General features: G+C 66.8%; 11 protein-coding genes. 4 read left to right on the top strand and 7 right to left on the bottom strand.

The window, feature by feature from the left end:
• Positions 1 to 42: 42 nt before the first annotated feature.
• Positions 43 to 3,492 (bottom strand): sensor histidine kinase, encoded by a 3,450-nt coding sequence (locus WM2015_RS14030; protein WP_169751196.1) that lies wholly within the window; start codon positions 3,490 to 3,492, stop codon positions 43 to 45.
• A gap of 185 nt (positions 3,493 to 3,677) precedes the next feature.
• Between WM2015_RS14030 and WM2015_RS14035 the strand changes: the two genes are divergently transcribed.
• The gene (locus WM2015_RS14035; RefSeq protein ID WP_049726645.1) at positions 3,678 to 4,367 is read left to right on the top strand and encodes a putative 2OG-Fe(II) oxygenase; all 690 of its coding nucleotides are present in this window, start codon (positions 3,678 to 3,680) and stop codon (positions 4,365 to 4,367) included.
• Between the two features lie 24 nt (positions 4,368 to 4,391).
• On the opposite strand, the gene WM2015_RS14040 is transcribed toward WM2015_RS14035, so the two are convergent.
• The 3 genes from WM2015_RS14040 to WM2015_RS14050 all read right to left on the bottom strand — a co-directional run bounded on the left by WM2015_RS14040 (position 4,392) and on the right by WM2015_RS14050 (position 10,188).
• Positions 4,392 to 5,354 carry a class I SAM-dependent methyltransferase gene (locus tag WM2015_RS14040; protein ID WP_049726646.1) on the bottom strand — a complete coding sequence of 321 codons (963 nt, stop codon included), beginning with the start codon at positions 5,352 to 5,354 and terminating at the stop codon, positions 4,392 to 4,394.
• A gap of 115 nt (positions 5,355 to 5,469) precedes the next feature.
• Positions 5,470 to 8,115 carry a TonB-dependent receptor plug domain-containing protein gene (locus tag WM2015_RS14045; protein WP_082169781.1) on the bottom strand — a complete coding sequence of 882 codons (2,646 nt, stop codon included), beginning with the start codon at positions 8,113 to 8,115 and terminating at the stop codon, positions 5,470 to 5,472.
• Between the two features lie 324 nt (positions 8,116 to 8,439).
• Entirely contained in the window at positions 8,440 to 10,188 is a 1,749-nt protein-coding gene (locus WM2015_RS14050; protein ID WP_049726648.1) for a phosphoenolpyruvate carboxykinase (GTP), read from the bottom strand.
• 196 nt (positions 10,189 to 10,384) lie between these two features.
• On the opposite strand from WM2015_RS14050, the gene WM2015_RS14055 reads away from it, so the two are divergent.
• Entirely contained in the window at positions 10,385 to 11,092 is a 708-nt protein-coding gene (locus WM2015_RS14055; RefSeq protein WP_049726649.1) for a CsgG/HfaB family protein, read from the top strand.
• A gap of 992 nt (positions 11,093 to 12,084) precedes the next feature.
• On the opposite strand, the gene WM2015_RS14060 is transcribed toward WM2015_RS14055, so the two are convergent.
• A complete protein-coding gene (locus tag WM2015_RS14060) occupies positions 12,085 to 14,043 on the bottom strand; it encodes a serine/threonine-protein kinase (protein WP_049726650.1) in 1,959 nt (652 codons plus the stop codon).
• Between the two features lie 198 nt (positions 14,044 to 14,241).
• Here WM2015_RS14060 and WM2015_RS14065 point away from each other — a divergent pair, with 198 nt between their 5' ends.
• Positions 14,242 to 16,113: an FHA domain-containing protein gene (locus WM2015_RS14065; RefSeq protein ID WP_049726651.1), complete on the top strand. Its 1,872-nt coding sequence runs from the start codon at positions 14,242 to 14,244 to the stop codon at positions 16,111 to 16,113.
• A 162-nt stretch (positions 16,114 to 16,275) separates the two neighbouring features.
• On the opposite strand, the gene WM2015_RS14070 is transcribed toward WM2015_RS14065, so the two are convergent.
• Positions 16,276 to 16,881 (bottom strand): ECF-type sigma factor, encoded by a 606-nt coding sequence (locus WM2015_RS14070; RefSeq protein ID WP_082169782.1) that lies wholly within the window; start codon positions 16,879 to 16,881, stop codon positions 16,276 to 16,278.
• 131 nt (positions 16,882 to 17,012) lie between these two features.
• On the opposite strand from WM2015_RS14070, the gene WM2015_RS14075 reads away from it, so the two are divergent.
• Positions 17,013 to 19,358 carry a serine/threonine-protein kinase gene (locus WM2015_RS14075; protein WP_049726652.1) on the top strand — a complete coding sequence of 782 codons (2,346 nt, stop codon included), beginning with the start codon at positions 17,013 to 17,015 and terminating at the stop codon, positions 19,356 to 19,358.
• Here WM2015_RS14075 and WM2015_RS14080 read toward each other — a convergent pair.
• A complete protein-coding gene (locus WM2015_RS14080) occupies positions 19,355 to 19,729 on the bottom strand; it encodes a hypothetical protein (RefSeq protein ID WP_156201236.1) in 375 nt (124 codons plus the stop codon). The two genes, WM2015_RS14075 and WM2015_RS14080, sit on opposite strands and share 4 nt — an antisense overlap.
• Positions 19,730 to 19,769: the final 40 nt, after the last annotated feature.

Genomic DNA, 19,769 nt, shown 5'->3' on the forward strand with positions numbered 1-19,769 from the left:
CGGTCCAAAATCGTTGGCCCCCGAGTTTACCGCGAGCCTCGCCTAGTCGGAAGAGCGAGACGCAGCCTCGACGTGGCGCCCTGTCCAGACGCATGCGCTCAGAGCGCTGATCAGCTGGCGCTCGGTCAGCGGCCATGGCAGAGGGCTGGCCGGGACCGGAAGGCGCGGACAGGATCCGGGCCTGCGCAGTACCAGAACCTCGTCGAACGCCTCCAGATCTGCCTCGAGAGCCCTGGAGAGCGGGCGGCGGGATGGGTCGATCAGGGCGATCCGCCCATTCATCCGGCTCGCGCGGTAGCGGCTACAGCAAAAGCCCCAGCGCCTGGCCAGGCGCCACACGCACCGGGCAAGGGCGGGATCGAGCCAGGTCGTCAGCGACAGCTCGGCCAGTACCGGCGAGGGCCGCGGCACACTGGCGGGATCCAGAAGCTCCGGCCAGTCCACCTGAAAGCGCGCCCCGGCGGCTGGCTTGTCCGCCAGGCGGATCGTCCCACCCATGGCGTCGACCAGACGCCGCGTGATGGCCAGCCCCAGGCCGGAGCCGTCTCCGCGCGGACGGGCGCCGCGATCGAGGCGCTCGAAGGGCTCGAACAGGCGCTGGGCATCATCGGCGCGAATCCCCGGGCCCTGATCGCTCACCGTCAGGCGCAGACGGCCCGGTCGGTCGCTGCGGGCGCTCAGCTCGACCGCCCCCGCGGGGGTGAACTTGATCGCATTGCTCAACAGATTGCCCAGGACCTGAGCGAAGCGGTCCGGGTCACCGTTCGCGATCAAGGGCAGGTCGGAGGCCACGCACAGGCGAAGCTCCAGGTCCTTGCCGGCCGCCATCGGCGCGAACAACTCGACGCTCGCTTCGAGACTCGCCATCAGCTCGAAGGGCCGTTCCACCAGCTCGAAGCGCCCGGCCTCGACCCGCGACAGATCGAGCACATCATCGATGACGCGCTGGAGTTGCTGCCCGGAGCGCTGCAAGGTCGCGAGCAACTCGTCCTGTCGGGGATCGGGGCTCGATTCGCGAAGCAGCTCGACCATGCCGAAGATGCCGTGCATGGGCGTGCGGATCTCATGGCTCATCACGGCGACGAACTCGGACTTGGCCGCATTGGCCTGCTCGGCCATTCGCCGCCGCTGCCGCGCCTCCCGAAGGGCACGATTGCGCGCTCGGCTGCGGCGATGCACCCGCAGCCCCAGAAAGCCCAGCCCGAGCACCAGCGCGCCGTAGGCACTCAGCGCCGGGGCTTGTTGCCAGGGCGGAGGAGCCACCCGGAAATCGATTTCAGCACCGCTGTCGGACCAGGCGCCACCCGGCAGCGCCGCCTGGACCTGGAGTCGGTAGGCGCCGGGGGACAGATTGGTGTAGACCTGCTGTCCCTGACCACGGAGCTCCAGCCAATCCTCCTGCCAACCGTCGAGGCGAAGCCGGTAGCGGACCCGCTCGGGCGCGAGGTAGCTCGGACTCGCGAACTCCAGGCGCACGTCACGCTGCCAGTATTCCAGTGGCTCGCGGAGCGGCAGGGGCAGGCGCTGACCGGCGCCATTGACCCCCAGCAGCACCGGCGCCAGCGCTCTTTGCGCCTTGCCCAATTGCAGGCGGTCGATCAGGGCCAGACCCTGGCCTCCACCGACGAGCAGACGCCCATCCGGCAGCAGCGAGGCGGCCTGCGGCATCAATTCACCGACCGCCACTCCGTCGCCTCGACCCAGGTAGCGCAGCGGCCCCTCTGACAGATCGAGATGGAGCAGCCCGCTGCTCAGCACGAGCCAGACCGCCTGATCGGAGTCCACCAGCAAGGACAGCGGGCGTCCACCGGGGATCAGCGGCCCCAGATCGTGCTGCGCGACCGGGTGAAAGCCGCGCGCCGAGGACCGCCACGCGCTCAGCTCACGGTCGCTGCTGAGCCAGAGCGTTTCTCCCTGCCAGGCCAGCGCGCGTATCGGCCCCTGGGCCAGCCCGAGCACCGGCTGGAACCCCTCACCGTCCCGATACCTGAACACCTGCCGGCCCGCAGCCATCCACCAGGCGCCCGTTGCATCCCGGGCCATCGCGCCGATGGCGTCGTTCGGGATCGCGTGCGCCGGGCTGGCCTCCGAATGAAAATGAGTCTCCATATTCCGGGCCAGATCGAAGCGACGAAGCCCGCGATCGTGGCTGGCCACCCAGACCTCCGAGGCGCCGTCGGTCGTCACGAAGCTCACCGTCCCATCTTCGACCCGCGCGCGCTCGAACAGGGTCCGCAGCCGGCCGACGGCAGGATCGAACAGCTGCACCCGGCTCGACCAGCCGATGACGAGCTGCTCGCCAGCCCAATCCAGGTCCGAAATTCGATCCAGGCCGTCGAGCACGGGGGCGCCGAAGACATCCGCCGCGGACTGCGCCCGGCCGCTGGCCAGATCCAGGCGCTGGATGCCCTCGGTCCGCCCGGCAAGCCAGACGAGGTCGGGGTCGGGATCGGGCAGAACGGCATGCACGGATTGCATGGCCAGGCCCTGTGCCTGACCGGGCCGGCGCTGATAGCGCGTCACGGCGCTGGCACTGGCCGGGAGATAGGCCAGCCCCCGACGCGCCACGGCGACCCAGAGCCCACCCTCGTGATCGAGCAAAAGCTTCTGCAGATGGTTGCTGGGCAGGCCATCGAGCACGGCATCGTGTTGACGAATCACGCGTCGCTGCCCGCCTTCGGGATGCCAGCGAACCAGGCCTTCATAGGTCGACAGACTCAACCAGCCATCGCCGTGCCTGACGGCATCGACGATCACGCCGTCTGTCTCGAACCAGGGCTCGAGGCGCCAGCCGGACGGAGCGACCCGCACTCGGTGCAGCGTCTGGCCCTGCACGACCACGAGCTCCGCCGGCGCAAGCTCGATCAGGTCGGTGAACAGCGCCTGGTCGGCCTGCCGCCGGGACACGAGCTCGAAACGAGGCTCACCGGGGCGACCCAGGACCGAGACCTGATCGCTCTGAACCAGCCAGATCCGGCAGCCCCGGTCCACCGTCACAGCCATCTGGAATCCGCCCTCGCTCAGGCCGTGCTCCGCCGTCTGCTCGTAGAGCCTGAACGCTCCGCTGGTCGGCTCGTATCGGCCCACACCACCCCGCATGAAGGCCAGCCAGAGCTGCCCCTGACAATCCTCGGCGATCGACCAGACCTCCGCCTCGGGCAGCGGCCCTCCCTCGGATCGAGGTGCCAGATGCTCCTGCACGTGGAGGTCGGAGCCGACTCGCACCACCCCCTGTCCCGAGACGGCCGCCCACACCCCGCCCCGGGACGATGGTGCCAGGGCCATGATGTTCGACCCGGGGAGCGTCCCGGCCCGATCACCCACCCGGACCTGGCGCAGTTGCTGGCCCTCGTGCCGAACCAGACCCGCACGCGTCGCGATCCAGACGAAGCCGTCACGGTCGCGGACCAGGGATTCCACCTGGCTGTCAGGCAGGCCCTGTTCGACCCCGAGCAAACGAAAGGCCGGGCTGTCGGCCCTGGCTTGAAGCATCAGAAACAAGAACGAAGCCAGCCACACGTTCGCCCTGGCTGTATGCGCAATCATGCCGCTCCCTGAAAATCACTCCCCGCAAACATGATAAGTGATCAGCCAGATTCGTCAAATTCGAGACGGCGCCCGATCGGATCGGCAGCTTGCTAGAATCCGGTCTGGTAGCCATCCTCGAGAGTCCTCGCATGAGCAACGCAGACCCCTTGCCGCAGCCCTTCCAGATCGCGTCCGCCTTCGCCATTCCCCTGGTGATGGCCCACCATCCGGATCCGGATGATCTGAACCGGGAACTGCGCGAGCTGTTCGTTGCGCGCGCCGCCGAAGGAGACCGCTACAGCAATCCCGAGCCTCGGGTGAAACGGAACGACACCCTGTACGAAAGCCGCTTCGATCTGTTCGACTGGCCGGAAGACTGCGTGCAGAAGCTGCGCGAGTTCTGCTTTACCCAGCTCTACCGAGCCATCGCCGAGCTGAATGGCTACGATCGCTCGATGCTCCAGGACATGCGCTACGGTTGCGAGTCCTGGTTCCATCTGACGAAAAAGGGCGGCTTCTTCGCCGCTCACAATCACCCGCTCCACTCCTGGTCAGGCGTCTATTGCGTGCGGCATGACGGGGACGATGCAAACAGCGATTCGGGCAAGCTGACCTTCATCAACCCGAACTACCACGGGATGATGTACGTGGACGTGGCCAACGCACGCCTGAAGCGGCCATTCGGGGGCGCGCCGATCATGCTGCGACTCCAGCCCGGCCAGCTGGTGCTGTTTCCCTCCTGGCTGCTGCATGAGGTACTGCCCTACAACGGCGAGACGGAACGCATCACCGTGGCCTTCAACGTCCGCTTCCGCTATACGGGCAAGGAGATTCTCTAGAATCGCGTCGCGCGGGCGACGTGATCAGGCAAGCGGGCGTCGCCAGATCCGGCTTCGCCCCATGCGGTGCTTGCCACGATACATCAGCTCCGCCGTCTCGACCGGCTCGAGACCCGCCGCCTCCAGCGCGTCGGCCCAGTCGTCCGACTCGGCGATCATGCGATTGACCCGAAGCATGTCTTCCAACCGGGCCTGGCCGGCCAACAGCTGGCGCCGGAAGCCCGAGATGGCGCTCTTCTGCGCACGCCGCTCGGCGGCGGAAATACGGATCAGCCCCAGCAGGGACTGTCCGACCTGAGCGAGCAAGGGTGATGCACCCGGCCGGCGTGCGGCCTCGAACAAGCGACGAATGACGGGCTCCAGACGGCGAACCAGATCGGGGTCGGCCAGCTGCCCAGACTCCCAGGAACCCAGCAGACGCAGGGCGCCAGAGTTACGCAGCAGGGCGTAGTCCTCCGCCTCTCTGGCCATGGTTTCGACCATGTCGGAATCGGCTCCATGGGTCACGACCGCCAGTTCTCCACCTGGCTTCAGCACCCGCGCCAGTTCGGGCGCGGAACGGCTCAGATCGCTGTATTCGATCCCGTACTGGCTGGTGATCAGATCGAATTCGGCCTCATCGAAGGGCAGCGCCTCGATCGGCGTCGAAGCGATGAAGTCGATGCGACCGAGCAAGTCCTGGATCCCTCGGGCCGTTCTGATCAGGGCCCCTGGATTAGGTGTGGCGGCGTCCACCGCCATGATCGACAATGCCTGCCCCGCCTCCTCTGCCCATCGAGCGGCGAGCAGGGCAATCGGGCCATTGCCGGTACAGACATCGAGCATGCGAGCGTCCGAACGGCCACTCAGTCGACTGAAGCACTGGCGCCAGAACTGCTCGACCTCGCCGTCGTAGTTGCCGGCGAAGTCCTGCGGCAGAGAGGTCAGCGCGCCGCTGGCCCAATAGTCGGACCAGTGCGAATAAGCGGACTTGGAAGCGTCGGTCATCGGATGGCGCTCGAGGTTTTCAATTCGAAGATTTCAGGGGTTCAGAAAGCACATGGCCCGGGAAGTCCCGGGCCATGTGGTACTGCTTGAGAACGATCCAAATGCCAGAGGCGATTTAGAAGTTCTGGGTGTAGCGGATGTACGGGGTGCGACCGTAGGCATCGTACAGGCTGAAGTTGAAGCCGCGGCTCTCACCTTCATCCAGCACGGGGTCCTTGTCGACCACGTTGTCCACACCCAGGGTGATGCGACCATCCCACGGGGTGTAGTAGTTCAGCTGCAGGTCGTGCGTGGTCCAGCTCGGCAGGCCCACATCCGGATCCGCCAGGCTGTCGCTCTGAGAATCGATGTAGTTGATGTTCCACGCGAAGGTGAAATCACCGAAGCTGTACACGTTCGACAGGACTGCACGCCAGCGCGGCAGACCGGCTTCGCCGGACACGTTGGCACCGCTGTCGACTTCGTAACGCCAGGTGTAACCGGCCTGGAGTTCGTTGTTCAGGCGACCCATGTCACCGAAGTCGAAGTTGGTGCGCATGTTGATGTCGAAGCCGCGGGTTTCGATCGTACCCAGGCTAGCGAAACCACGCTGCAGGAACTGGATGGCACCGCTGTCCGGGTTACGCAGCAGGCCGAGGCCCAGCGACGAGTTCGGACCCGACGAACCAACCGGGAAGTTGCTCAGCCCCGGCGGGCAGTTGGTGGTGGTGCCGGCCAGGCAGTTGATGATCGTCTGGGCACCGATGGCAGCCACACGGCCGTCGATTTCGATGTTCCAGAAGTCGATCGAGCCGTTCAGCCAATCGAACGGTTCGAAAGCCACACCCAGGCTGAACTGCTCGGAATCTTCCGGCTGCAGATTCGGGTTGGCGATCGAGAAGGCCGTGATCTGGACCGACTCGGTCGTCGGAACGCCGAAGGCCGTTGCGGTTGCAGCGTCGACCACAGGGTCAGCCGAGAAGGACGGCTGAGCTGCCAGAATTTCCAGCGGCGGAGCGCGGAAGCCCTGACCCCAGGAAGCGCGGATGGTCAGCTCGTCGAGCGGCTGGTAGCGCAGAGCCACTTTCGGGCTGAAGGCATCGCCGAAGTCGGAGTAGTCATCGTAGCGAGCAGCAACGCTCAGCTCCAGGGTGTCCAGGATCGGGAAGGCAGCTTCTGCGAAGACAGCCCACTGATCACGAGCACCGAAGGCAGAGTTACCGGCGGAACCGGTGATGTTGCCGTTGGCCTGCAGGTCATCGTAGATGTCCTTGTAGTTCTCGTCACGGTACTCGGCACCGAAGGCGAAGCCGACCGGGCCAGCGGCCATGTCGAACAGATCGGTCGAAGCCTGAGCGTAAGCCTGGCGAGAGACGTAGCGGGCGTCACGGTTGATGGTGGCCGTGAACGACTGCAGCACGTCCTGCGGGACGTTGAACGGATCGTAGATGTTGTACGCGCCGCTGTCGAACTGCGGCTGCGCCAGCGCAGACACGATGTAGTTGCGGCCCAGCTCGTTGTACTGCGACTCGGTGCGGCGAATGCCGGCGTCCACGTCGAAGTTGCCGAGGCGACCCTGAACACCCAGATCGATGTCATAGACCTGAGCATCGGTGCTGGTGTCACGCGGACCGTTGGCAGCGAAGCGGTGGGTCAGCAGCAGGGTGTTGTCAGCCTGGTCCTGATAGGCTTCCCAGTTCGGGTTCAGACCGCCAGCGCTCGGCGGGGTCGCCGGGTGGTTCGGCAGGCCCGGAGACAGCACGATGGCGCCGAAGCCACCGACCAGCCACGGCGAAGACGGCACCGGAGCGTAACGACCGAAAGAGGTCACGCGGCTCAGGCCGAAGTTGCCGTACAGGCTCCAGTCAGCGTTGATGTCGTAACGCGAACGAGCGAACAGGGACTGGTTCTCGGTCTCGGCTTCGTCAGCGGCCTGCAGCGTGAAGTCATACGCACACAGAGAGCCGTTGATGAAGAAGCCGGGGCCCTGGCAGCCCGGAACGTTGGCAGCGCCGTAGGTCGGGTTGTTCAGGAAGCTGAAGCCCGCGGTCAGGAAGTTGTTCGAGAAGATCGACGCACCGCCCTGGGACCACTCACGGTCACGCTGGAAGACGATTTCGCGCTTGTTGTTCGACACGCCGGCCATGATGCGGCCGCGGTTGCCAGCGACACCGAAGATCACGCCAGCTTCACGGGTGTCACCACCCTCACGCTTCGGATCGGAGATGCCGGCGAACATTTCAACGCCTTCGAAATCGGAACGGGTGATGATGTTGACCACACCGCCGATGGCGTCAGCGCCGTAAATAGCGGAAGCGCCGTCAGCCAGGATTTCGATCCGCTCGACAGCGGCCAGCGGGACAGCGTTCAGGTCCTGAGCGGTACCGACGTTCGGTGCGTTAGGAGCACGACGACCGTCGACCAGGATCAGGGTACGACCAGAGCCCAGGGCGCGCAGGGACAGACCAGCGAAGGACTGAGCCGAGCTACCGGACTGCGGACGGAAAGAACCGGCGCTGTTGATCGGCTGCTGACGCAGCAGGTCGGCGACGGACGTCTGACCGGACAGCTCGATCTGCTGGCGGTCGATGACCTGGATCGGCAGAGCGCCTTCCACGTCAGTGCGCTTGATGCGGGAACCGGTGACCTGAACGCGATCCAGATCCGCGGCCTCCTCGTCCTGGGCGGAGACCGGGGCAGCGGTCATCGCCAGGCCGGCAACCATGCTCGCGCCCAGCGCGTAATGGATTGCCTTGGCAAGTGGGTTACGGTTGTGCTTCATCAGACTCTCCAAAGTTGTCTTTTGATTTTGCTTTTCAGCATTCGATACTAGTATCGACAGCAAGTGTCGGAGCGGAGACGCCCCGTGCCAAACGACTGCCCACGGGCAGCAGTTCGGCTGAGACCCTCCGACTCTGCGCCGATACTAGCACCATCCTTCGGTGATGAAAAGGCCTTTGTTAAGGACTTGTAAACCTCGGCCAGGCCTTGGTTCGTCCGCCAAGTCGTTGATTCTTATTGCCCGGCCTGAGTTCATCACCCGATCCTGCGAAAGCGGTCCGTTTTCTGCCGTTTTCGCACCGAAAGCGGGCCGGAAAGCGCCCGCTCAGCCCCCCAGACCAGCACGCACCCGAGCCAACTCATCCCTGAGTTCGGTCGGTACGCGCTCGCCGAAGGATTCGAAGAATTCCTCGATCGAGGCCATCTCCTCGCGCCACTCGCCGGCGTCCACCGCCAGCAGGGTCTCGAGGTCGGGCCGCTCTTCGAGACCCTCCAGATTCAATGCATCCGGCGTCGGCAGCAGCCCCACGGGCGTCTCGACCGCATCGGCCTCTCCGCGAGTGCGCGCCAGAATCCACTCCAGCACGCGCAGGTTCTCGCCGAAGCCCGGCCAGATGAAACCGCCGTCGCTATCGCGGCGGAACCAGTTGACCTGGAAGATCCGCGGCGGCTGTGTGAGCCTGGAACCGACGCTCAGCCAGTGCGACCAGTAATCGGCGAAGTGGTAGCCGCAGAACGGCTTCATCGCCATCGGATCGCGGCGCACCACGCCCACCTGGCCCGTCGCGGCGGCGGTGGTCTCGGACGCCATCGCGCTGCCGACCAGCACGCCATGGCGCCAGTCCCTGGCTTCCATGACCAGCGGCGCCAGCCCGGCACGGCGGCCACCGAAGACGATCGCATCGATCGGCACGCCCTCGGGGTTCTCGGCCTCGGCCGAATAGCTCGGGCAACGCTTGATCGAGACGGTGAAACGCGAGTTCGGGTGAGCGGCCGGACCGTTCTTCGGATCGTAGTCGCGGCCACGCCAGTCGACGGCGGGCTGGCCTTCGTCCAGGCCTTCCCACCAGGGCTGGCCATCCTCGGTCGTGGCGACGTTGGTGAAGATCGCCTCGCGATCGAGCATGGCCAGGGCATTGGGGTTGGTCTTCTTGCCCGTTCCCGGCGCCACACCGAAGAAGCCGGCTTCGGGGTTGATGGCGTAGAGCCGACCGTCCTCGCCCGGATGCAGCCAGCAGATGTCGTCACCCACGGTCCAGACCTTCCAGCCTGCCTCACGGTAGGCTTCGGGCGGAATCAGCATGGCCAGGTTGGTCTTGCCGCAGGCCGACGGGAAGGCGGCGGCGATGTAGCGAACTTCACCCTGCGGGTTCTCGATGCCGACAATCAGCATGTGCTCGGCCAGCCAGCCTTCCGTGCGCGCCTGATAACTGGCGATGCGCAGGGCGTGGCACTTCTTGCCGAGCAGGGCATTGCCGCCGTAGCCGGACCCATAGCTCTGGATGCTGAGTTCTTCCGGAAAATGCACGATGTAGCGGCGATTCGGATCCAGCTCGCCCGTGGAATGCAGTCCGCGCACGAACTTTCCGTCGCGCTCGATGCGAGCCAGGGCGTCGGCGCCCATGCGCGTCATCAGGCGCATGTTGACGACCACGTAGGGACTGTCGGTGATTTCGACCCCGCAGCGCGACAGGGGCGAGTCGACCGGACCCATGCAGTAGGGCACCACATAGAGAGTGCGGCCCGCCATGCAGCCAGCGAACAGACCGTTCATCAGGGCATGGGCTTCGGCCGGGTCCATCCAGTTGTTGTTCGGCCCGGCATCGTCCTGACGGCTCGTACAGACATAGGTCAAGTGCTCGACGCGGGCGACGTCGTCGGGATCCGAGCGGTGCAGGAAACAATCCGGATGCGTGTCGGGATTGAGCTTGTGAAGATCGCCATTTTCGAGCATCTGCTCGATCAGGCGCTGGTTCTCGGCGGCGGAACCGTCACACCAGTGGACCCGGTCGGCACGCGTGAGCGCAGCCACCTGGTCCACCCATTCATTCAGGGCGGCAAGTTTGGAAGTCATTGAGTGAGGGCGTACTAGCTCGAGGCAACGTGGATCAAGCCCCTCAGAGTACCCGCTGGCCAGGGCCGATTGCAAGCTGTCGGGGCGGTTGACAGGTTTCCTCCCGTTTTTGCGTTTTCAGAGGTGGAACGCGGCTTTCAATTCACGGCCTGTTGTGAATACACTTATTAATACGTGGAGTTTGGAGGAGTACATCATGAAGCGAATTCTGAGCAAGGCCCTGGTGCTGGGCCTGATCCTGGCCAGCGGTGCGGCCCTGGCAGACCGTCCGGTGCTGGGCGTGGCCGAGTTCAAGAACGAATCGGGCGCCGGCTGGTGGAGCGGCGGCGTGGGCTGGGACCTGTCCGGCATGCTCGCCAATGAGCTGGCTTCGACCGGCGCATTCCGCGTGGTCGAACGCTCCAATCTGGAGTCGGTACTGAACGAGCAGGACCTGGGCGCCTCGGGCCGCGTACGGGCGGAGTCCGCCGCGCGCATCGGCGAACTGACCGGCGCCGAGTACATCGTTCTCGGCACGATCACCGCCTACGACGAGCAGACCCGCTCGACCGGCGGCGGCATCAGCTTTCGCGGCATCGGTGTCGGCGGTCGTCGCACCGAGGCCTTCCTGGCCGTGGACCTCCGCGTGGTCAACGCGAACTCCGGCGAGATCGAGTACGTGCGCACCATCGAAGGGCGTGCCACCGGTGGCGGCCTGAACCTCAGTGCCTACCGGGGCGGCTTCGGCGGCAACCTGTCCAACTACGAGGACACGCCGGCCGGCGAGGCGATCCGTGCCGCGCTGATGGAAATCACCGACTACCTCGAATGCGCCATGGTGACCCAGAGCCGCCGCTGCCTGGCCGAATACGAAGAGCGGGACGACACCCGCCGCGAACGCACCCGCAGCCGACTGCGCTTCTGATCGATGCGGGCCGGCACCGCCGGCCCGAACGCTTCGCACCCGACGCCGCCCCATCGAGGGCGGCGTTTTTTTTGGGAGATCGGGCGCGGGCTTCGATCGGGATTGGGGCGGGTGGTGGGTTCGATTGTCGGGCTGACCGTGATGTCTGGGGTATCCGTGCGTCGGGTTCTTTGTGGTGGCTGGGGCATTCCGCCGTCGGGTTGACGGAGTTGTCTGGGGCATGGACCGTCGGGCGCGTGGGCCCGACCTACGCAGGGTTTCGATCGGGCGGTGTCGATGTTTGGATCTTCAGTGGCATCTGGTGGTCCGGGGTGGCTTCGTTCGGCATCCGGTTCTCCTTGGCCAGGGACCCGGGAATCGCCCCGCCCCAAGGCTTGCCACCCGCATCCACCCCGCGGTCAATCGAAGCCCCGACGAGTAGGTCGGCCCAGCGCGGCCGACGGTCCATGTGCCAGGCTTCTCCGTCAATGCGATGGCGAGACGTTGCAGTGGCCACTGAAAGCGCTACGCACGCATGCCGAATCCATCGCCAGCAATTCAACGATAGAAGACCATGTCGATGGCACCACCAATCCTTGCTACGCGATCGAGGTCTTGCGGTCAGGACCTCAAGCGGTGCCATCGAAGCCCCGACGAGTAGGTCGGCCCCACGCGGCCGACGGTCCATGTGCCAGGCTTCTCCGTCAATGCGATGGCGAGACGTTGCAGTGGCCACTGAAAGCACTACGCACGCATGCCGAATCCATCGCCAGCAATTCAACGATAGAAGACCATGTCGATGGCACCACCAATCCTTGCTACGCGATCGAGGTCTTGCGGTCAGTAGTCCGCGTAGGGAGGTCTGGCGTGATCGGGTCGCTCCGGCCGTCGGGCGCACGCGCGGCCGGTCTTCGGCGCGGCGCTTCTGGCCTGCGGCCAATCGCACTACGCCTTTGACCTGCGCTGGCCCGACCTACCCCGGGGCTTCGATCGGGTTCGGGGCGATCGGGTGCTCAGTCCTCGAGGTCGGCGCTGATCCGGGCCAGGCGCGGGGTGATCAGGGCCTGGGCGCGCTGGGTGGCGTTGAGGGCGGTGTATTCGATCTGCTCGACTTCGGTGCTGCTGACGCGGCGACGCTCGACCAGGTCGAAGACCACCGTATCGGCCTGAACGATGTAGGCGGTATCGGACCGACCGTAGAAGTTCAGCTGCCGCTGTCCCGCCGGCAGGGCGCGGGCGATGACGGCGTAGCGAGCACCGGCCTCCACGCCGAGCTCGGCCAGGGCAACGAGATCCAGCTCGGCCTCGCCCAACACGGCGGCAAGGCCGGGCACGAAACCGCGCTCGACCAGCGCATGACCGTCTTCGGTCAGGGCCTGCTCGATGGCGCGCACCATGGGATCGGTGATGGCGCCATCACCCTGCCCGATCACCAGCACGCCCTCGGGTGGCGGCGGGGGCTCGACGGGCACCGGCTCGGGCATCGTGTCCACTGGCTGCGTCTGCGGCCGGCGGTCGACCGAAGCGACGACCAGCGGCTTGTCCGCCGCCAGCGTGGCGGACTCCGTCGGCGCCGCCTGGGACTTGACCACGGCATCGGCCGTATCGATGGGCGTCTGATCGACCAGCCCGCGCTCGATCGTGGAACCTGGCTCGCCGGCCTCGCTCGTTTCCAGACCCGGGTCCGAATCCGGTTCCTGCCCGAAAGGCGCGGAAACCGGTGCGTCGGCCTCCTGGGCAACGGTCGTTTGCGCGGGCTCGGAGAGCGGGCGGGCCGGCTCGTCCTGGAAATCGTCGATCGTCTCGTTGACGCGACTGCCCGCCACCGTGACCTCGCCTTGGTCGATCGGATCGTCCGAACTCAGACCGAGCATGGCCGTGACCCGCTCGATCTGGGCCGGGGCGAACTTCACCACGGCGAAGCCGGACGCGGCCAGACCCACCAGAACCAGCACGACGAACACGGCCAGACCGGCCTTGGAACCGCTGCGAGCCGGCACGGAGGTCTCGGTAATCGGAGGCTGGACCACGGTGGGATCGATGGTCTGGGTCGCGACCTTGGACGGCTCGCCGGCCGATGCAACCGCCGGCGCCGGGGTCACGGCGGTCGGCGCATCGACGGGCGGCGGCGCGGGGGCACGTGGCGCTGCCTGGGCGGAAATCTCGCTGGCCACGCCGAGGTCGGCCAGCAGGGCGTCGTAATCCTGATAGCGCTTGGAAGGATCCGGCGCGAGCATCCGACCGAGCACGCCGAAGGTCTTCTCGTCGAGCGTCTCGTCGAGGTCGCCCAGTTCCGGGAAATCGGAGGCCAGCAGGGTGCGGGCCGTGTCTTCCAGGCCCGAGCCCGGCACCAGACGCTTGCCGGCCAGCATCTCGTAATAGACCGCGCCCAGGGCGAAGATGTCGCCCCGGTGATCGGCGGGCTTGCCCGTGATCACCTCGGGCGGCAGATAGCCGGGCGTCCCCATGATGTACTTGCTGGTGGTCTGTTCGGCATCGGGATGCACGATGCTGGCGATGCCGAAATCGGTCAGCACGCTGCGTCCGCGGCGATCGATCATGATGTTGCCGGGTTTGATGTCGCGGTGGACGATGTTCTCTTCCCACGCGGCCTTCAGCGCCTGAGCGCATTCGGTAATGATCCGGCGCGCCTGCTCGGGCAGCAGGCGGACATCGCGCTCGAGGCGGTCGGCCAGCGATTCGCCATCGATGAATTCCATCACGAAGTAAGGCTTGCCCTCGTCTTCGTCGGCCAGGAAGATCTGTGCGATGTGCGGATGATTCAGGGCCGCGACGTTGCGCGCTTCGCGCAGGAAACGGGTGACGGTGATCTCGTCGTTGCTCAGTTCGTCGCTCAGGCACTTGATGGCGATGAAGCGCTCGAGCTTGGGATCGACCGCCTTGTAGACCACGCCCATGCCGCCGCGACCGAGCTCGCTGATGATGTGATACCGACCGAGAACCTTGGGCATGACGAATTCCTCAACACAGTGACGCAATGGGTTTCCGAGAACCCGACGAACGCACCAGCCGAAACCGGCGCCTGACCCCCGTCATTACGAATATAGCAGAGCATCCCTGCCACCCAGAACGCCCCCGGCCGTGCCATCATCGGTTCCCGAATCCCGTAGAAACGGACAGGCCCCACCGCCAGGAAGCCCCGAACCTCCATGAGCGAGCGCGAAACCGATCCGGCGCTGCTGCGTTCCCTGCATCCGGGGCCGCTGCGCGAGGAAAGCCATCTGAAGGGCGCCGGTCAGGTCATCGGCCGGGACCTCGAGCAGGTCGATCTGCTCCTCAGCGGCCCGGAAGTCTCGCGGCGACACGCCTGGATCGGCCTGAACGAGGCCGGTGAGTGGGTGATCCACGATCTCGACTCGCTCAACGGCGTGTTCGTCAACGGCCAACGAATCGACCATCAGCGGCGCCTGGAGCCCGGGGACGTCATCGGCCTGGGGCGGGCCCGCGCGCCGGACTACGAGTTCACCCACGCCGGCGCAGCCCACGGCCGACGCCTGCGTCTGGCCGGGCCCGGGCCCTGGCAACTCGGTCGCGACCTGGACTGCCACATCTCCATTCCGGCCGATCTTTCGGTCAGCCAGCGACATGCTTTGCTGAGTCGACAGGACAGCGGTCTGCTGATCAGGGACGCCGGCAGCCGCAACGGCTTGTGGCAGGGCGAGGAACGCCTGCGCCGCCTGCGCCTGCATCCGGACGAAACCGTCATGCTCGGCCATCAGCGCCTGACGCTGCTGGGCATCGATGCTGAGCGGGTGGAGGTCGAACTGCGCTCGCTCGGCGGGGCGATCGGACTGCATGCCCGCGGCCTGATTCTGCCCGGCCTGGAGCATCCGCGACGCCTCGATCTGCCGGCCGGCCAGCTGCACCGCCTGCGACTGCCCTCGCGTGCAGCCTGCGAAACCCTGATGGAGCGCCTGGGTCGGGACGGACCGACCCAGTCCGGCGACTTCGGCGAAAGCTGGCTGGACGAACAGCCTGCGAGGCAGCGCGACCGGATAGCGCTGGTCGGTCCCTCGTCGCTGCAATCGCCACTGCCATCGAGCCGCATCAGCCTGCGCCGCTGGCTGGCCGAAGAGATCGTCCTGCGCCTCGGCGAGGCCCTGCCCGAAACGGCACGGCGCGAACTGATCCACACCACGCTCGAGGCCCTGGACCTGGTCGAGGCTGCGAACAGAAGCCTGAGCCAACTGTCCCCACTCGAGCAACGCCTGGCCAGACTGGCCGCCGCGCTGTTGACTCGGCCTGGCCTGTTGATCGTCGATGCCCCATCGACCGGCCTGAAACCGGGCGAGGCGGCGAGGATCGAGGCCCGCCTCGAACGGCTGGCCGGAAACCATCTGACCATCGTTCTGTTATCGGAAGACGCCGGCGAAACGCCGAGCGAGGACGACGGGCCGATCCGACGACCGCGCCTTGCAGCCGCGCCGCGCCAACCGAGCCTTGCGGCCAGCGCCTGCCTGCTGCGCCGCCGCTGGCGGGGAATGAAGGCCAGGCCCGGGGCCCTGCTCGAAATCCTGGCCCTGCCGCTGGTGCTGGCCCTGGCCCTCGATCTCGCCCTGGACATCCGCTCGGCGAGCCTGGCTGCGCTGGCGGTGCTGCTGATCAGCTCGCCCCTGTCCAGCCTGTCCTTGAGCGCGGCTCGCATGGGACTGGACCGGCACCAGATCCGCCGCTTCGGCTTGAGCAGGGACGCCGCCCTGTCCGGCCTGCTACTGGCCTGCACCGCCCTGCTGGTCCAGTTTCTGATCGTGCTCTCCCTGGCCACCTGGCGCTTCCCCCTGGACGTCTGGACGGTCGAGGCGGGACTGGAGGTGCTGCTGGCGGGACTGGCCGGTCTGGCGCTGGGGGCCGTCGTTCAGCAGGCCCTGCCCGCACGCTCATGGCGCGCACTGCTGCTGATCGGACTGCTGGGCGGAGCTCAGGCCGGATTCCTGCTGGCCCAGGCTTCCGGCCCGGCGCTCCCTGCCGCATTGGCAGGCCTCTGGGCTTTCCTCCTCTGGCTCAGCCGGGCGCGAGATTGAGCGTCGACCCGCCTGTCAGGTCAGGCCCGTGAGCTCTTCGACGCCGAAACGGTGCGTCACTGGTAACAAGCCCGAGCCTCGAGGAGTTCCTTCATCATGTCCGACCCGAGACCGATGCCCCGCCAGGGCCGCGGCGGCCACGGCCTGGCCGCGGGAACCTGCCTAGCCGGCCGTGGGATGAGCCGCGTCCCGCTCCAGCTCACGCGCCATCCAGGCCCGCGCCAGGCGCCAGGCGCGTTTGACCGTCACCACGCTGATTCCCAGCGCGTCCGCCGTTTCCTCATTGGTGTAACCGGCGAAATAGCGGCATTCGGTCACCCGGGCGGCGCGCGGATCGAGCTCGGCCAGGCCCTCGAGCAGGCGTTCGACCGCCAGCAGCTCCAGGCAACGATCGTCGCTCACCAGTCGGGCCAGGACGTCGGGGGCGTCGAGATCGACCCGCTCGCCACCACCGCCTCGCTTGAGGCGGCAGCGGTCTCGGGCATGATTGACCAGGATCCGACGCATGGCCGTGCTGGCGACGGAAAAGAACTGGGCCCGATTGAGCCACTCGGCGCGGCTCTGGGCGGAGAGCTTGAGAAAGGCTTCATTGACCAGTGCCGTGGCCGACAGGGTGTGCCCGGGGCGCTCGGCATTGAGGTGGTGCTGAGCCAGGCGACGGAGCTCGCCGTAGACCTGCTGGTAAGCCTCGGCGAAGGCGTCCTGGGCACCCTCGCCCGTATTGAGCAACGCAGTCAGGTCCGGCGATGAAGCGTCGGACCCGCTCATTCGTCCCGGGCCGACCTGAAGAAAGGGGATTCCCTGCGCATGGCCTCGATCATAGCCAGCCCGCCGCGGACCCGCAACGGCGCGGCCCGCCCTGTGTAGACTGGCCCTTCCCCACTGCGGTCCGAGCGAGCATGGACGAGCGCCGCCCGAGCAATTCTCCGAACGATTGGCAGGTCCTCAGCGATGCCTTCGACGAACTCGCCGAGGCGGCGCCGGCCGTACGTCAGGCTCGACTGGATGAACTGAAGCAGACTCGGCCCGAGCTGGCCTTGGAACTCGACTCCCTGCTGCACAGTCTGGACAGCCAGCCCGATTTTCTTCAGCGCCCGGCCCTGGACTGGACCGAGCACGAATCAGGCGATGGCTCCGCGCCCGAGCGCATCGGCCCCTACGTGCTGCTCGAGCGCGTTGGCCAGGGTGGCATGGGTCGCGTCTACCGGGCACGTCGGGATGACGGGGCGCTGGAGCAGGAAGTGGCGATCAAGATCGTTCAGGCCGGCGTGGACGATCCCCATCACATCGAGCGCTTCGCCCGCGAAGCCCGGCTGCTGTCCCGACTCGACCACCCGGGCATCGCCCGCCCCCTCGACGCCGGCCTGCTCGACAAGGACCGGGCCTACCTGGTCATGGAGTTCGTCGATGGCGTGCCGATCGACCGTTACTGCCGAGAGCAGGCGCTGGACAAGAACGAAATCATCGAACTGCTGATCCAGGTCTGCGAGGCCGTGCAATTCGCCCACCGCAACCTGATCGTGCATCGCGACATCAAGCCGGCCAATGTGCTGGTCGATCGCCAGGGTCGGGCGCGGCTGCTGGACTTCGGCATTGCCCGGCTGCTCGAATCCGACGACGCAGATCTGACCCGAACGGGCCAGCTCGCCCTGACCCCGCGCTACGCCAGCCCCGAGCAGCTGACCGGCGAGGCCATCACCACCGCCAGCGACGTCCATGCCCTCGGCGCCCTGGCCTACCAGCTGCTCTGCGGCCGACCGCCGCTGGATCTCGACGGCCTGTCCCTGCCCGCTCTGATCGACCGTGTCACCCGCGAACAGCCGGCCAAAGCCAGCGAGGCGGCGGCGGACACACGACTTGCCGGCGACCTCGACGCCATCCTCGCCATGGCCCTGCGCAAGGAGCCGGGGCGACGCTATGCCAGTGCCGGCGCCCTGGCCGATGACCTGCAACGCCACCTGCGCGGCGAGCCCGTCCAGGCGCATCCGGATGAACTCGGCTACCGGCTCGGAAAATTCTTCCGCCGCCACCGGGGCGGCGTGATAGCCGGCCTGCTGACCGCCGTGGCCCTGATCGGGCTGGCCTCGATCGCCAGCCTGCAGGCCCTGCGGGCGGACCAGGCTCGAAGCCTGGCCGTGCAGGAAGCCGATCGGGCCAACCAGGTGCTGGCCTATTTCCAGCAGATGCTCGCCTCCGTTCGCCCGGCCACGGCGCAGGGCGAGGACGTGCGCGTGCGCGACCTCCTCGATCGCACCGCCAGCACCCTCGCCGAGGCCGATCTGGACCCCCTGGCCCGCGCCAGCGTCCAGGAAACCGTGGCCTCCACCTACCTCGCGCTCGGGCTGCCGCAGGCCGGCCTGCCGCTGGCCGAAGCCGCTTCGGCCACGCTGGAATCCACCCTCGGAGCCGACGACCCGCGCAGCCTCTCGGCCCGCCATGCCGAAGCCCGCTTCCATCTGTACCAGGCCCACTGGGACGAAGCGATCGCCATCCTGGAACCCACCTTCGAGCGCCGCCGGGCCGTGCTCGGCGACCACATGGACACGATGTCCTCCCTGCACAACCTGGCGATGGCCTATGCGGGACGGGGCGAGGTCGAGCGAGCCCTGGAGATGGATCTGATCCAGCTGGCCATCGTCGAACGCCTGAGCGGCCCGGACAGCGCCGAAGCACTGACCACGCTCAGCAGCGTCGCCCACGGCTACTTCAGCCTGGGACGAATGGACGAGGCCCGCGACACCTTCGGGCGCATCCACGCCGGCCAGCGCGAGCTTCTCGGCGAGCGTCACCCGACCACCCTCAGCGCCCTGCACAACTACGCCACCCTGCTGCGACGAACGGGCGAGATCGACCAGGCTGAATCGCGTTACCTGGAGCTGATCGCCCTGCGCCGCGAGGTTCTGGGCGATCGCCACGCCCAGACCCTGAACTCGCTGAACAACCTGGGTGAGCTCTACCTGCACACGGACCGGCCCGACCGGGCCGCCCCCTTCATCGAAGAGGCCCTCGCCGGGCGCATGGCGGCGATGGGCGAAGCGCATCCCGACAGCATCGATTCCCTGGTCGCCAACGCCAAGCTCCGCCTGGCGCAGGGTCGGATCGACGAGGCACTCCCGCTGGCCCAGCGCGCCCATGAGCTGGCTGAAGCGCACTTGCCGGCCGACGGCGAACACCTCGACAAGGCAAGAAAGGTGCTGGCGGAGGCCAGGGAAGCACTGCGGCTCGACGACGCGTTGCAACCCTAGACTTCACCACATAGATCGGTCGCCTCGACGCGCCAGTTCAGGACTCGCAATTCGCCTCCAACGCGCTCGAGGTCGAGATTGGCGTGACGCGTTCCACCGTCGCCCGCGACCAGAGTGAATTCGACATAGCCGGTGTGCTTGAAGGCGCTGACCGAGCTGAAGGACCAGCCTTTCGGCTGAACAGCGGCAGCCTGGACCCGTTGCTCCAGCCCGGAGGCCGAGCCGCAGGCGGCCTGGAAATCGCCGTGCATTCGGCCGAAGGCCGCTTGCCAGGCGCCGGCCCGCAGATCGGCCAGGAAGTCCTCGGCCAGGGCTTCGGCTTCCGCCTCCCGGCCGGCGCCGCAGGCGGCGAGCACAAGGCCCGCCGCCATTCCCAGCACCAGGCCCCGCAGCGACGGGATCCGCCCCCCG

Source organism: Wenzhouxiangella marina, from assembly GCF_001187785.1.
GTDB classification, from domain to species: domain Bacteria; phylum Pseudomonadota; class Gammaproteobacteria; order Xanthomonadales; family Wenzhouxiangellaceae; genus Wenzhouxiangella; species Wenzhouxiangella marina.